Origin of the sequence: Butyrivibrio sp. MC2013, assembly GCF_000424585.1 — a bacterium.
Taxonomy (GTDB): domain Bacteria; phylum Bacillota; class Clostridia; order Lachnospirales; family Lachnospiraceae; genus Butyrivibrio.
Genome location: NZ_KE384211.1, coordinates 82,707 through 99,123 on the forward strand (window position 1 = coordinate 82,707; position 16,417 = coordinate 99,123).

A 16,417-nucleotide genomic window follows, 5' to 3' on the forward strand; every position below is an offset into this window, starting at 1 on the left:
TACATCCCTGCATATAATTGTATATCTTGACATAATGAGTTATAATTACATGGCTTAAGGCTTCAGGTCCTTAAGCCATGTTTTATTAGGAACATTATTAGGAGGAATGATATATATGGCAACCAAGATCAGAACCAGATATGCTCCCAGCCCCACAGGCAGGATGCATGTAGGTAACTTAAGGACAGCTCTTTATGCATATCTTATCAGTAAGCACGAAGGTGGAGACTTCATCCTCAGGATTGAAGATACTGACCAGGAGAGATATGTAGAAGGCGCTACAGAGATCATCTATAACACACTTAAGGATACCGGTCTGATCCATGATGAAGGTCCGGATATCGGTGGTCCTGTAGGTCCTTATGTACAGTCAGAGAGACAGGCATCAGGCCTTTATCTGAAGTACGCCAAGGAGCTTGTTGAAAAGGGACAGGCTTATTACTGCTTCTGTACTCCTGAGAGGCTTGAGAGCTTAAAGCAGGTGATAGATGGCAAGGAAGTATCAGTTTATGACAAGCACTGCCTGCATCTGTCAAAGGAAGAGGTAGAAGAAAAGCTCTCATCAGGTATTCCTTATGTTATTCGTCAGAACAATCCTACAGAAGGTACAACCACTTTTAATGACGAGCTCTACGGAGATATCACTGTAGATAACAAGGAACTGGACGACATGGTACTGATCAAGTCTGACGGCTATCCTACATACAATTTTGCCAATGTTGTAGACGATCATCTCATGGGCATCACACATGTTGTAAGAGGTAATGAGTATATCTCTTCCAGCCCCAAATATAACAGGCTCTATGATGCCTTTGGCTGGGAAGTGCCCAAGTACATTCACTGTCCTCTGATCACAGATGAAGAGCATCACAAGCTCAGCAAAAGATCAGGCCACAGCTCATTTGAGGATCTTATTGAGCAGGGCTTCATCTCAGAAGCGGTTGTTAACTTTGTAGCTCTTCTTGGATGGTCTCCTGAAGGCAACGAAGAGATCATGAGCCTGGATGAGCTGATCAGGGTATTTGATTACAGAAGGATCAACAAGTCACCTGCTGTATTTGATTTTACCAAGCTTAAGTGGATGAACGGCGAGTACTTAAAGCGTATGGACGATGATAAGTTCTATGAGCTTGCTCTGCCTTATATGAAGCAGGTTATCACAAAGGATCTGGACTTCAAAAAGATCGCAGCTATGATCAAAACCAGGATCGAGATCTGGCCTGATATTCCTGCTATGATCGACTTCTTTGAGGAAGTACCTGAATATGATAATGCCATCTATACTCACAAGAAGATGAAGACTGACGCTGAGTCTTCTCTTAAAGTCTTAAAGGAGCTGCTGCCTCTTATTGAGGAGATGGATGACTATTCCAACGATGCCCTTTTTAACAGGATCAAGGAATTCATCACAGAGCATGAGTACAAAAACGGATATGTACTCTGGCCCCTCAGGATAGCTCTGTCAGGCAAGGAGATGACTCCCTGCGGTGGTACAGAGATCATGGAAGTACTTGGCAAGGAAGAGTCTATTACAAGGATCAGGAAAGCTATAGAGAAGCTTTCAGCATAAATTAATAAGCCAATATGGCAGATAAGTATCAGGGAGGAGCTTATGTCTATACAGGGAAGTATAAGACTTGCCGGCGGTAACCCTGCACAGATTGAGGCAGTGACCCATATGAAGGGGCCTGCCCTTGTCCTTGCAGGGCCCGGGAGCGGCAAGACATATGTCATAACAGAAAGAATCAGATTTCTTATCGAGAATGGTCGGGTAGATCCTGCAAGTATTCTCGTCATTACCTTCACCAGAGCTGCGGCCTCTGAGATGCAGGAGAGGTTCTGCGCTCATACTTGCGGCCGATATCCGGAAGTTACCTTTGGTACGTTTCATTCAGTCTTTTACAGGATGCTCATGCTGTCAAAGAGATCTTTTCATCCAAAGATCATGAACTATAAGGATAAATGCAGGCTTATAAACGAAGCAGTCTCCCTAATTAACAGAAAAAACAATATAGATGACATTTTATCCCAGGATGATATTGATGCCCTTCTTTGTGATATGAGCAGGGTAAGAAATAATCCCACCAAGGGACATAGCATTGAGCTTAATGAAGAATTGTCAGCCTCTTTTGATGAGATCATGGAAAGCTATAATAAGCTGTGCAGGGAATATGGCATGATAGATTTTGATGATATGCAGATTCTCTGCAGAGATATGTTGAAGGCTGATCCTGATATTCTAGGGCAATGGAAGAGGAGATTTCGATATATACTCATAGATGAATATCAGGACATTAATCCTGTTCAGGATGAGGTTATAAGGCTACTGGGGGGAAAGAGCGGAAATGTATTTGCAGTTGGTGATGATGATCAGTCTATATATGGCTTTAGAGGTGCTGATCCCGGAATGATGAAGGCTTTTCTTGATCATTATGAGAATGTGCACCTGGTAAAGCTTGTGATCAATTACAGAAGCGGCAGTGAGATCATACGCGTATCAAGGAAGATGATCGCTGGGTCCCCGTGTCTGATCCCTAAGGAAGTGATCCCTGCTTCAGAAAACAGCTATTCTAAGCTGGAAATGTATTCTTTTGAAGATCCCCAAAAAGAAAATGCCTATATATGCAGGAAAATCACGCATATCTTAAATGAAGATCCTAAACGAAATATTGCTGTCCTGTTCAGGACCAATTCTGAAGTTCTGCCCCTTGCAGCCTTGCTTTCCGGATCAGGCATAGACTATTATTGCAAGCAGGCCTGTTCCTCAATATATGAGGACAAAAGTATTGATATGATCCTGTCATATATGCGTTTTGGCTTGGGCGGCCACAAAAGAAGTGATTTTTATAAGCTCATGAATCATCCTGTGAGATATATCAGGCGGGAGGCCTTTAAAAGCGATAAGATATTGAGAAAGGATTATCTGAGCTACTATGCAAACGAACCTGCTATGATCAGGAAGATAGATGAGCTGATGATGAGCCTTGATATAATATCCAGGATGAGGCCTGCTCTGGCTGTAAGATATATTCTTGAAGAATGCGGACTTAGAAAACAGCTGACAAATGACCTTACAGATTCGTCCAGGCAGCGTGTAACGGGAATGCTTGAAGAGATGTCTCGTGATGCAGCAGGATTTTCTGACATCAAATCTTTTCTAAACCATGCAGAGGAGATGAAAAAGGCTGCAGAAAAGTCAAGAAATAATAGTGACAACAAGGAGAAAAGAGTATCCCTCATGACATTTCATGCATCTAAGGGTCTGGAATTTGATGCCGTATTTATCCCTGGTATCAATGAAGGGATCATGCCTTCCAGAAGGAGCGTAGATGAGCGTGACATAGAAGAAGAGAGGCGTATGCTCTATGTAGGCTTCACCAGGGCAAAGAGGGAGCTTTATCTTTCCTATGTCAGGGGAGAAGGGGCTATGAACAAAATGCCCTCAAGATTTATCAGGCCTATTATCTCCGAATTTGGCCTTTATGACGAAAGTGCGTTAAATACTGATCTTGTCTAAGCTTTTATATCGATGAGAATAATACTATAAAAGTCTTTAAAAATATATCAATATTTTATAAATATATGCTATGATAATGATATAGGGCAAATTTTCTTAAGGAGGTAGTGTATGCTGTTTTCTGATATTGCTATGAAGATCAACCAGCGAATTGAAGACGGAGAGGAGATCACTGTCGACTTGGATCTTGATAACGGAGAGAAAGTTACATGTGCTACTATGATAATCCTTACAGTTAATGGCAGGGATTATATTGTACTATTGCCTCTTGATAAGAATGGACAGAATACTGACGGCAACGTGTGGTTTTATCGTTATCTGACAGGCAAGGACGGTGAGCCGGATCTGGAATACATCAGTGATGATGATGAGTACGAGGCTGTTTCCGAGGCTTTTGATGAATACCTTGATGAAGCTGAGTTTGACGAGCTGGTAGAATACGAAGACAACGAATAAGATAATGACAGTAATTCAACCTTTCAGAGGTAGGGTCCACTGTGATCCTTCCTCTTTTTTTATGCTATAATAGTATGGCTATTGCTTACAATTAATGACAAGAACCGATCGGGGAGATGTATGAATCTAGATCTGAAATTAACTGTCGCAAGTCCATATCCTTTGGGAATGAGAAGATCCGGGGGGGATCTTTATTTTAGCGGCGTATATAAGAATACAGGCGCATGTGGTCTGGTATTGTATCCCCTTAAAGACAATAAGCCCGTCAAAGAGAAATCAGTCACAGTATTTCTTTCTGATAGCTTCAAGAGAGGAGATATCTATTCAGTATGCATAAAAAGGGCTGCAGGCCTATTTGGAGCTTATCAGCTGATCAAGGATGGCAAATGTTATCCGGATCCTTATTCCAAAAGGCTCTACGGACTTGACAGATTTGGCAGCTTTACTGCAGCTTCTGACATTATCAGCCTCATTTATGAAGATGATTTCAAATGGTCAGATGATAAACGTCCTGCTAGATCCTATGACAGGTCATTTATTTATCAGCTCCATGTCAGAGGCTATACAATGGCTGACAAGTCTATGCCCTCAAGCCTTCGTGGTACATATAAAGGTCTTGAGGAGAAGATTGATTATCTAAAGAGCCTTGGGGTTACTGCTATAGAGCTGCTTCCCATATCAGAGCAGATGTCTGTACATAAGCATGGTGTTAATGAGGGAATTTTTGGCGACAGGACTATGGCTCATGTCAGCGCTCCAAAGAATAACACCCTTGTCAAGGACGGAGTCATCCTTAAGGGGCACGAAGAGGAGCTAAAGATTAATTTCTGGGGCTTTGAGGATAATTTTATATTTGCTCCCAGAAGCGCCTATGCCCAAAAAGGTGCAGATCCCTGCAAGGAGCTCAAGCATATGATCAGGGCTTTTCACAGGGCAGGAATTGAGGTCATAGTACAGTTTTATTTTACCGATATCATGCCCATGCAGGATGTGATAGCAGCCCTTAGATACTGGGTAAGTGAATATCATATAGACGGCATTCATATCAAGGGAGCCTTTATAGACTCTGCAATGCTGGCCAGAGAACCACTCTTTTCTGACATCAAGATTATGGACTACGGCTTTGATATGGGCAGCATCTACAAAGGCATGACTCCTGATCCTGTTAAGAGGAACCTTGCAGAATACAGAGACAATTTTACATATTGCGCTAGGAGATTTCTCAAGGGTGACGATAATGTCCTTCCGGAGTTCCTAGCCTTATCCCAGGAGACCGGTATCTCTGCAGGCTGCGTACATTATATCTGCAGTTATGAAGGCATGCGCCTTATTGATCTTGTCAGCTTCGATCACAAATATAACGAAGCAAATGGTGAAGGCAACAATGACGGTGCATCCTATAATGCATCCTGGAACTGCGGCGTTGAAGGCCCAAGTCGCAAAAAGGCCATAAACAGCCTCAGGCTCAGGCAGATGAAAAACGCTCTTGCCATGGTATTTTTGTCTCAAGGTGTGCCCATGATTTTTGGAGGCGATGAATTTGGTAATTCCCAGGGCGGAAATAATAACCCATATTGCCAGGATAATATCACAGGCTGGATTGACTGGAAGGCTGCTGATAAATACAAAGAGCTTACCGACTTTGTCAGATATCTTGTCGCTTTAAGGACCAAATATGCAGTATTTAGGAGCCTTATGCCATACAGGCTAATGGACTACAAGGCGGTGGGTTATCCGGATTTTTCATATCATGGCCAGGAAGCCTTTAAGCCTGATCTGTCTACTTATTCGCATACTATAGGCATGCTTTATTGCGGCCTTTATACAGACAGAAAAGAGGATCACTCTTTTGTATATGTGATATATAACATGCATTGGGAAAAGAAGGAATTTGCCCTTCCGGGGCTCCCTGCAGGCTGTGACTGGAAGCTGATCATGGATACTTCTCTTGAAGAGGGGGTTAAATCCAAATTTAATCCCGCAGACAAGGGAGAAAAGGACTGCTATACAATGGCTCCAAGGAGCATCTGCTTATTTGTATCCAATGTTGCTCCTTCCATATCCGCCAGCAGGGTAAAACTATTCAGATAACAGGAATACTTTTATGAATGATATTAACAAACAGGATACTTCTTCTCTCTATTTTAGTGATCCTGATATGGCATCAGGGAGTGGAGAAAAAGTACGACTTACACTCTCAGGCACCTGGGGGCATTTTAAGACCATCACCATTCACAGAATGAGAGTATGCAAATACTGCTTTAAAATGGGCCTGTATTATCAGGGCCTGACCCATGATCTGTCAAAATATTCTCCCACGGAGTTTTTTGTGGGAGCCAGGTATTACCAGGGCTTTAGGTCTCCTAATGCCAAAGAGAGGGATGTTAAGGGTTATTCCAGTTCCTGGCTGCATCACAAGGGCAGGAACAAGCATCATTTTGAATATTGGGTTGATTTTACAGGCAGACATTCCTTAGCACCCTTTGGCTGTTATCCTGCCAGGATGCCTGACAGATATATAGCCGAGATGCTGGCTGACAGAGTAGCAGCAAGTGCTACCTACAAGGGAAATGAATACAAGTCTTCCGATCCTTTGGAATATTATCTGACATCCAAACCTGAAGAGCTGCCTATTCATCCCTATACCAGGCAGAAGCTTGAAGAGTTTCTCTATATGCTTGCAGATAAAGGCGAAGAAGAGACATTTCGCTATATCAGGACTGTCTTTTTAAAAAAATAAGGTGTCAAATATCTTGCTGTCGCTCATGGATGTATCAAAGGAGGATCATGCTGTCTCCTGAAAGGATAAATGCTTTTAACAATTCAATATTAAGATACGGCTCCGGAGCTTATGACAGAAATTCCATCGGCGTCCTCAAAGAAAAGACCCTTCACAGCATAGTCAAAGACTATTACGCAGGAGGCGAAGAGGACAAAGAGGTATCAGTAGCGGGCTATGTAGCTGATATATGCAGGGGAAACGAGATCATAGAGATACAAAACGGGAATTTTTCTCACCTTTTGCCAAAGCTAAAGGCTTTTCTCCCTGTATATAATGTTACAGTAGTATACCCATTTCCATCCAGCAAACGCATCTTGTGGATAGACCCTGATACAGGCGAGATATCAGCAGGAAAGAGAACAAAGTCAGGCTGCAATATCTATAATATCTTTAAGGAGCTCTATCTGATAAGGGAGTATTTGTCTCATCCCGGGATAAAGGTCATAGTTCTTATGATGGACATGGATGAATACCGGCTAAGGGACGGCTGGAGCAAAGATGGTAAAAAAGGCTCCCACAGATATGACAGAGTTCCCACTGCTCTTGTTGATGAGATAGTATTAAAAGAGCCTTTGGATTACAGCATCTTTATACCGGATGATCTTCCTGATGACTTTACTATCAGCGAATTTGGAAAGAGAGTCAAATATAAAGGACGCTACTTCTCCGGAGTGGTAAGGTGCCTTGAAAGCCTTGGACTCATAGAGCAAAGCGGCAAAAAGAAAAGAGCTTCGTGTTACAAAAGAAGATCATGCAACAAAAATGCTATGAATAATAAAGAGGATAAAAAAATGGCAACTGCTAAAAAGAAAAAAGAAATGGCAAACAGTGAGAGTGTAATAGACAGATTCTTAAGATATGTAAAATATGATACTCAGTCCAATGAGCATACAGGAAGCTCTCCCTCTACTCCCGGCCAGCATAAGCTGGCAGCTCTTCTTGAAAAGGAACTGACAGAGCTTGGGGCAAGTGACGTTTATTATGACAAGGAGCACTGCTACGTATATGCTCATATAGGGTCTAATATCTCTAACAAGAAAGCTCCTACTCTGGGCTTTATAGCTCATATGGATACTTCCGATGCAGCAAGCGGCAAGAATGTAAAGCCCAGGATCGTAGAGAAATACGACGGTAAGGATATCATCCTTAATGACAAGGATCCTGAAACAGGAGACAAGATAATATTATCTCCAAAGACCTTCCCCAGCCTGAAAGACCATAAGGGTGAGGACCTTATAGTGACTGACGGTACCACACTTCTTGGCGCAGATGACAAGGCAGGAATAGCAGAGATCATGTCAATGCTGCAGTTTTACCATGATAATCCAGGCTATGGGCATGGAGCTCTTTCTATCTGCTTTACACCCGATGAGGAGATTGGTGAAGGTACAAAGTTTTTTGACCTTAAGAGATTCGGTGCAGACTATGCTTATACAGTAGATGGAGGAGCATTGGGCGAGCTTGAATACGAGTGCTTTAATGCAGCTGAAGTGGAACTGATCATCCACGGCAGGAGCGTACATCCCGGCGATGCCAAGGGCAAGATGGTCAATGCTACCCTTATTGCCTATGAATTCCAGTCAATGCTGCCTCCCTTTGAGAATCCCATGTACACTGAAGGACGCGAGGGTTTCTATCACCTGACTCTCATGAAGGGCACCTGTGAAAAGGCTGTATGCTACTACATCATAAGAGATCATGATAAGACCAAATTTGCCGCCAAAAAGAAGCTGGTAGAAAAAATAGTAAAGTTCCTCAATGACAAATACGGCGCAGGCACTGTGGAGCTGACCATGGAGGACAGCTATTATAATATGCTCGAAAAGGTGCGTCCTCATAAGCATCTGATCGAGAAAGCAAGAATGGCTATGGCCATGTGCGGGGTTAGGAGCAAAGAGCATCCCATCAGAGGCGGCACAGATGGAGCCATGCTGTCCTTTAAAGGACTTCCCTGTCCCAATCTTTGTACAGGTGGATACAATTACCACGGCAGATTCGAGTACGCTTCAGTGCAGGAGATGTATAAATGTGTAGATATCATAAAGAATATAATCGCTATCTATGCAGATTATAAAAGATAAGCTATTTATCATAAGCTATTAATAACAAGGTTTTATTATTAATAGTTTAAGAATGTTTTTTAGCCAAGAGTTAATAAGGAGTATTGTATAATTTATGAAATCAGTTTCTATCAAAAATAACAATATCTATGCTACAGATCCTGAAACAGAGGGTCTCATAGAGAGCTTTGACCTTAATATGGCTCCCCCGATGGAAGAGCCAATGAGGCAGTTTTATTATATTGCCAAGGTCAGGAAATATGTTGATGAGCTCGCTAACAAGCTGGGACGCCGCCCCAGGGCCTGCAGCGTTGCCTTTGGCTGTCAGATGAATGCCAGGGACTCCGAGAAGATACTGGGTATTCTCAAGGCCGTGGGCTATGAAGAATGGGAAAGCGAAGATGCTGAGTTTGTAATATACAATACCTGTACTGTAAGGGACAATGCTGATCAGAGAGTCTACGGCAGAATAGGCTATGCAGGAGGCCTCAAAAAGGCCAATCCCAATATGAAGATAGCTGTATGCGGTTGTATGATGCAGGAAAATACTGCTATTGAGAAGATCAAAAAAAGCTACAGACAGGTTGATCTCATATTTGGTACTCACAATCTCTATAAATTTGCAGAGCTCCTTGCTACCATGTTTGAATCCGACCGCATGGTAATAGATATCTGGAAGGAAGGCACAGATATTGTCGAAGATCTGCCTGTTTCCAGAAAATATGCCTTTAAGTCAGGCGTAAATATCACCTTTGGCTGCAATAATTTCTGTACCTATTGCATCGTGCCCTATGTAAGGGGCAGAGAGAGGTCCAGAAATCCCAGAGAGATATTAAGGGAAGTAGAGAAGCTTGCTGCTGACGGAGTAAAGGAAGTAATGCTCCTGGGACAGAATGTAAATTCCTACGGAACAGGCCTTCCTGATGACGAGAGGATCTCTTTTGCTGAGCTCATAAGAGAAGTGGCTCATGTAGAGGGCATAAAGAGAGTCAGATTCATGACCCCTCATCCCAAGGATCTCTCAGATGAGCTGATACAGGTGATCAAAGAAGAACCTGTTATAGCAAGGCATATCCATCTGCCCCTGCAGTCAGGTTCCAGCGAGATATTAAGGCGTATGAACCGCAAATATACCAAGGAGGCTTATCTGGACCTGGCTCTAAAGATCAGAAGAGAGCTTCCTGATTGTGCAATTACCACGGATATTATTGTAGGCTTCCCCGGAGAGACGGCTGGTGACGTAGATGATACTCTTGATGTGATCAGCAAGGTAGCCTTTGATAATGCCTTTACCTTTATTTATTCCAAGAGAAGCGGAACTCCCGCTGCCAACATGGAAGATCAGGTGCCGGAAGACGTGGTAAAGGAGCAGTTTAACAGAGTACTGTCACTGGTTCAGGAAACAGCCAGAACAAGGAGCACTCTTTGGCAGGATATGGACGCAGAGGTGCTGGTAGAAGGCGTAAATGAGCAGGATGACAGCCTGATGACAGGCAGGATGAGCAACAATATGCTGGTACATTTCCCTGCATCATCGGATATGATAGGAAGCTTTGTAAAAGTACATCTTGATGAATGCAAGGGCTTTTATTACATGGGACATATCGTAGAATAAATGGGATAAATATTCTGCTGATATATTTGACAATTATATTCAGACTTGGATCATTATATAAAATTTGCGAGGTAAGATTTTGGCTCAGGAGGAAATAACAAGGGGTTTAACAGAGGTTTTGGCGGACAAGCCTGATATGGATAAGGTTTCACCTATGATGAAGCATTATCTGCAGACTAAAGCTGAGAATCCTGACTGCATACTTTTTTACAGGCTGGGTGACTTTTATGAGATGTTCTTTGATGACGCTCTTACTGTCAGCAGAGAGATGGAACTTACGCTCACCGGCAAGGCTTGCGGAATGGATAAGAGAGCTCCCATGTGCGGAGTGCCTTTTCATGCTGCAGACAGCTACCTGAACAGGCTGGTCAAGAAGGGCTATAAGGTAGCCATCTGCGAGCAGGTTGAGGATCCCAAGACAGCTAAGGGTATAGTCAAGAGAGACATCATCAGGATAGTCACCCCCGGTACCAATATTGACCAGGGCTCTTTGGAAGAAAGCCGTAATAACTACATCATGAGCCTGGTATATTTTGATAACAGGACCGGTATAGCTATATCCGATGTCTCCACAGGAGATTTCTATCTCACAGAAGTAGACAGACTCAAAAGCGTCATGGATGAGATCAGCAAATATTCGCCCACTGAGATCATTTGCAATGATGCCTTTATGGTGTCAGGGATCAATATAGAGGATCTGAGGGGGAGACTGGGTATCTGTCTAAATACCCTGGATGCTCATTATTTTGATGAAGAGCTGGCTGGCCGTACCATTATGGACCAGTTCAAGGTAGGGTCCCTTACGGGCCTTGGCATCAGTGATTTCCCCACAGGTATCATAGCTGCAGGAGCACTGCTCAGATATCTGGAAGATATGGCCAGGTCCGACCTTTCCAACATAGGTCATATCACTCCCTATCTGGCATACAAGTATATGCTCCTGGACTCCTCTACCAGACGTAATCTGGAGCTTACTGAGACCATGAGGGACAAGAGTAAGAGAGGGTCCCTGCTCTGGGTACTGGATAGGACCAAGACTGCCATGGGTGCCAGGATGCTCAGACGTTTTATAGAGCAGCCCCTTATAGATATTGATGAGATGAAGGCTCGTCAGTCAGCTATAGAAGCACTGATGAATAATGCTATATGCAGGGACGAGATCAGGGAATATCTGGCACCTGTATATGATCTTGAGAGGATCATGAGCCGTATCAGCTACAAGACTGCCAATCCCAGGGATCTCTTATCCTTTAGAAATTCCATATCCATGCTGCCTGCCATCAAGATAGCTCTTGAGGATACCAAGGGCTGTGCAGAGCTTGAGCGCCTCTCAGGGGAGATCGATGTATTAAATGACATATGCGACCTCATCGGCTCAGCAATTGTAGATGAACCACCCCTTGCCATAAAGGACGGCGGTATAATCAGAGACGGCTACAATAATGATATAGATTCCTACAGGCAGGCTGCAGTAAATGGCAAGGAATGGCTGGCCCGCCTTGAAGAAGAGACCAGACAGTCAACAGGTATCAAGAATCTCAGGATCAAATATTCCAACGTATTTGGCTATGCTTTTGAAGTAACCAATTCCAACAAAGACCTGGTACCTGATCACTTTGTGAGAAAGCAGACTCTGACCAATTGCGAAAGATATACTACCCAGGAGCTCAAAGAGCTGGAAGATACTATCCTTGGAGCCAAGGAAAAATTAAACGGCCTTGAATATGAGCTTTTCTGTGATGTGAGAGACAGGGTAGAAGCAGAGATGTCCAGGATCCAGAAGACAGCCAAAGCCATTGCCCTTTTGGATGTATATGCCAGTCTGTCTTATGTAGCTGAAAAAGAACATTATGTTAAGCCTCTGTTATCAGAAAACGGTATAATAAATATTAAAGAGGGGAGACATCCTGTTATTGAAAGGATGATGGACAGGACAGATCTCTTTATTTCCAATGATACCTACCTTGATGATAACAAGCATATGATATCCATCATCACAGGACCTAATATGGCCGGTAAATCCACCTACATGAGGCAGACTGCACTTATAGTGCTCATGGCTCAGATAGGAAGCTTTGTTCCTGCCAGCAGCGCAGAGATAGGTATAGTTGACAGGATCTTTACCAGAGTTGGTGCCAGCGATGATCTGGGAAGCGGCCAGTCTACCTTTATGGTGGAGATGAATGAAGTAGCCAATATCCTGAGAAATGCCAGCTCAAAGAGCCTTCTGATACTTGATGAGATAGGAAGAGGTACCTCTACTTATGATGGCCTTTCTATTGCATGGGCTGTTATAGAACATATTGCCAACAAGAAGCTCCTGGGCGCCAAGACTCTTTTTGCCACACATTATCATGAGCTTACAGAGCTTGAAGGCAAGATAGATTCTGTATCCAACTACTGTATAGCAGTCAAGGAAAAGGGTGACGACATAGTATTCCTAAGAAAAATCATCAAGGGCGGAGCAGATAAGAGCTACGGTATACAGGTGGCAAAGTTGGCAGGTATACCTGCCATGGTAACTGACAGAGCCAGACAGATATGTGATGAACTGGCTAAGAGCGATATCACACTTAAGGTCAAGGAGATATCAGCTCAGGACGGACCAAAGGGCAGGAAGCCAAAGCCCAAGCACTATGACGCGGTGGACCTGGGTCAGATGTCACTATTTGAAAGTACTACCGACGAAGATGTTATTGAAGAGCTTAAGAGTATAGACATTAGTAATCTTACACCACTGGATGCACTTAATACTCTCTATAAGCTTCAGAATGATCTGAAGAACAGGTGGAAAGCATAATCGAGGTTTAGCTTATGAGCATGATCAATATCCTGGATAAGATAACAGTAGACCAGATTGCAGCGGGTGAAGTGGTTGAGAGACCCTCATCCGTAGTAAAAGAGCTGGTGGAGAATGCATTAGACTCAGGAGCTACTGCCATCACTGTGGAGATCAGAGGCGGCGGCAGCGAACTTATAAGAGTGTCTGATAACGGCTGCGGTATTGAAAGGTCTGAGATAAAGAAGGCCTTTATGAGACATGCTACCAGCAAGCTTATTAACATTTCCGATCTCTTCTCGCTGACTACTCTGGGATTTAGAGGTGAAGCTCTCTCTTCAATAGCAGCCATAGCCCAGGTAGAGATGATCACAAAGACCGTGGAATCCCTTACAGGCTGCAGATATGTGATAGAGGGCGGTGAAGAGAAGAGCCTTGAAGAGATAGGCGCCCCTACAGGCACTACCATCATCGTAAGGAATCTCTTCTACAATACACCTGCCAGAAAGAAGTTCCTGAAATCAGACAGAACAGAAGCAAGCGCCATAGCCGATCTTATGGAGCATCTGGCTCTTGATAATCCTTCTGTATCCTTTAGCTTTATCAATAACAAGGATGACAGATTCCATACTTCCGGCAACGGAGATCTCAAAGAGCTGATATACAGGATTTACGGACGTGATGTAAGCCTGGCTCTGGTGCCTGTCAAATGCGAAACAGACGGCGTATCCATGGAGGGCTATGTCGGTGAGCCCAGCATTAATCGATCCAACAGAAACTGCGAGATATTCTTTGTAAACGGCAGATATATCAGGGACAAGCTCCTGTCCAAGGCTGTGGAAGAGGGCTGCAGAGAGTACCTGATGCAGCACAAATTCCCCTTCTGTGTCCTGCACTTTGTAATGGAGCCTGACCTCATAGATGTTAATGTCCATCCCTCAAAGATGGAGATCAAATTCCAGAATCAGCAGACCCTCTTTGAATTTGTAAGGCAGAATATCCAGCAGATACTACGTAATAAGGAGATGATCCCTGAAGCCCTGCGCAATGAAAAAGAGGATCTGGCTGCAGCTGCCATGAGGCAGAAGAGGCTTGATGCCTATGCTCTACATGAGCAGATAGGTTCTACAGGAATGACAGGTATATTCCATGGCAATTTTGATACAAAGGGCAATCAGATAGGAGCAGCTCTTTTCCTTAATGAGAGTCATGATGATCCCGCAAGTCATGCTCATCAGCCCTCAGAGCATATACCTTCACCTGATAATACAAAAAAGGAAGAGTTCTTTTTTGATGACAGCACTAAGGATGAACCCTCCAGATATAAGGATCAGGATCCAAAGGCTGATAAAGAAAGAACCATAGAGCCTTTTGAAGCAAAGCGACTTGAAGAAAAGAAGGATAAGTCAGCCGCAGAAGCCATAGTCCTGAATAATGTGGCCACAAGCCCTGTCAGGATTGCGGACAATGACAAGAATCCCATCTGGGCAAGGCACGGCGAGGATAATCCTGAAAGGATCAAGGCCAATGAGAAACTGGTGACCAAAATACTGGGCGAAACTGCTGCAAAACCTGCCAGTTATGAATCACCTGTTATCAAAAAAGACACTGTTACCATCATCGAAAAGCCCATTCAGATGGAGATGTTCGATGACAAGATGCTCTCAGCTGATAACAGAAAAGAATACAAGATCCTGGGCCAGGTCTTTGATACATATTGGATCCTGGAGTTCAGAGACAAGCTGTATATAGTAGATCAGCATGCAGCCCATGAGAAGGTTAACTTTGAGAGGATGATGAAGCGTTTCAAGGCCAAGGAGCTTCTTAGCCAGAATATCACACCTCCCATTATCCTGACTCTTACAGCCTCTGAAAACGAGATATACCTCAGATACAGAGAATACTTTGAGAAGCTGGGCTTTGTCATTGATGAGTTTGGAGGTAATGACTATGCCATGAGGGCTATCCCCATGGATCTCTACGGCTCAAATGATGCCAAGAGCATGTTCATGGAAGTACTTGATGAGCTGGATAGCTCTTCAGATCACAGAGAACCTGACCTTATATACTACAAGATCGCTTCTATGGCCTGCAAAGCCTCTGTCAAAGGCGGCAACAGGATGAATATGGCTGAAATGGAAGCTTTGATAGATGAACTTTTGACACTTGATAACCCCTATAATTGCCCTCACGGCAGACCCACCATTATATCCATGAGCAAATATGAGCTGGAGAAGCGCTTTAAGAGGGTTGTGGAGTAAACTCATAATATGAATAAACTTATAATCCTTACAGGCCCCACGGCAGTAGGCAAGTCCAGGTTATCCATAAGCCTTGCAAAGGCAGTAGGAGGCGAGATAATATCTGCTGATTCCATGCAGGTATATCGTCATATGGATATTGGTACCGATAAGATAAAGGCAAAGGACACAGATGGTGTCCCTCATCATCTTATTGATGTCCTGGAGCCTGATGAAGATTTTAATGTAGTCCTTTTTCAGCAGAAAGCAAAGGAAGCCATGGACGGTATATACAAAAGAGGTCATATACCGATCCTTGTAGGAGGAACAGGCTTTTATATCCAGTCTGTACTTTATGATATTGATTTTACCCAGACTGATTCTGATACCACTTACAGGAAAGGTCTGGAGCAGATCGCCATGGTCAAGGGCCCGGAAGTACTTCATGACAGGCTAAGGCTCATTGATCCTGTATCTGCTGAGGATATACCTGCAGGAAATGTAAAACGTGTGATAAGGGCCCTTGAATTCTATGAAAAGACCGGCAGGAGAATATCGGATCACAACAAAGAGCAGCATGAAAAAACTTCTCCCTATGATTTCAGATACTTTGTCCTTACTGATGACAGGCAGTATCTCTATGAAAGGATAGAGAAAAGGATAGACATGATGATAGAAGAAGGTCTGGTAGATGAATGCAGGCGTCTCCTTGATATGGGCCTTAAGGATGATATGACATCCATGCAGGGGCTTGGATACAGAGAGATTATGGGCTATCTTAAGGGAGAGTATGATCTGGACAGAGCTATTTATCTTATCAAGCTCAACACCAGGCATTTTGCAAAGAGGCAGCTGACCTGGTTTCGCAGGGAGAAGGATGTGATATGGCTTGACAAGTCCATGTATAATAGAGACGATGCTCTGGTATTAAAAGAGCTCTTATCACATTTAGATCAGTAAATAGAGGT

10 protein-coding genes are annotated in these 16,417 nt (G+C 43.5%); all 10 read left to right on the forward strand.

Translation table 11 applies throughout. The annotated features are described in order from the left end of the window. Positions 1–115: 115 nt before the first annotated feature. The 10 genes from gltX (at position 116) to miaA (ending at position 16,409) form a co-directional block, all read left to right on the forward strand. Positions 116–1,570, forward strand: a complete 1,455-nt coding sequence (gene gltX, locus G636_RS0114805) for a glutamate--tRNA ligase (protein WP_035779817.1) — start codon at positions 116–118, stop codon at positions 1,568–1,570. Positions 1,571–1,612: 42 nt separating this feature from the next. Further along, entirely contained in the window at positions 1,613–3,517 is a 1,905-nt protein-coding gene (locus G636_RS0114810) for an ATP-dependent helicase (protein WP_026508683.1), read from the forward strand. A 111-nt stretch (positions 3,518–3,628) separates the two neighbouring features. Then, on the forward strand, positions 3,629–3,973 hold the full coding sequence (locus G636_RS0114815) for a DUF1292 domain-containing protein (protein ID WP_155832414.1): 345 nt from the start codon (positions 3,629–3,631) through the stop codon (positions 3,971–3,973). Between the two features lie 120 nt (positions 3,974–4,093). Beyond that, positions 4,094–6,064 (forward strand): alpha-amylase family glycosyl hydrolase, encoded by a 1,971-nt coding sequence (locus tag G636_RS18850; RefSeq protein ID WP_051227060.1) that lies wholly within the window; start codon positions 4,094–4,096, stop codon positions 6,062–6,064. Between the two features lie 67 nt (positions 6,065–6,131). Beyond that, on the forward strand, positions 6,132–6,713 hold the full coding sequence (locus G636_RS0114825) for a DUF5662 family protein (RefSeq protein WP_051227095.1): 582 nt from the start codon (positions 6,132–6,134) through the stop codon (positions 6,711–6,713). An 860-nt stretch (positions 6,714–7,573) separates the two neighbouring features. Beyond that, positions 7,574–8,836 (forward strand): peptidase T, encoded by a 1,263-nt coding sequence (gene pepT / locus G636_RS21315; protein ID WP_026508686.1) that lies wholly within the window; start codon positions 7,574–7,576, stop codon positions 8,834–8,836. A gap of 94 nt (positions 8,837–8,930) precedes the next feature. Further along, positions 8,931–10,430, forward strand: coding sequence for a tRNA (N6-isopentenyl adenosine(37)-C2)-methylthiotransferase MiaB (gene miaB, locus G636_RS0114835; RefSeq protein WP_051227061.1), 1,500 nt, complete (start codon positions 8,931–8,933; stop codon positions 10,428–10,430). 136 nt (positions 10,431–10,566) lie between these two features. Continuing rightward, positions 10,567–13,230 (forward strand): DNA mismatch repair protein MutS, encoded by a 2,664-nt coding sequence (gene mutS / locus G636_RS0114840; RefSeq protein ID WP_026508688.1) that lies wholly within the window; start codon positions 10,567–10,569, stop codon positions 13,228–13,230. A 14-nt stretch (positions 13,231–13,244) separates the two neighbouring features. Continuing rightward, on the forward strand, positions 13,245–15,470 hold the full coding sequence (gene mutL / locus G636_RS20680; protein ID WP_026508689.1) for a DNA mismatch repair endonuclease MutL: 2,226 nt from the start codon (positions 13,245–13,247) through the stop codon (positions 15,468–15,470). 9 nt (positions 15,471–15,479) lie between these two features. Then, on the forward strand, positions 15,480–16,409 hold the full coding sequence (gene miaA / locus G636_RS0114850; RefSeq protein WP_026508690.1) for a tRNA (adenosine(37)-N6)-dimethylallyltransferase MiaA: 930 nt from the start codon (positions 15,480–15,482) through the stop codon (positions 16,407–16,409). Positions 16,410–16,417 lie beyond the last annotated feature (8 nt).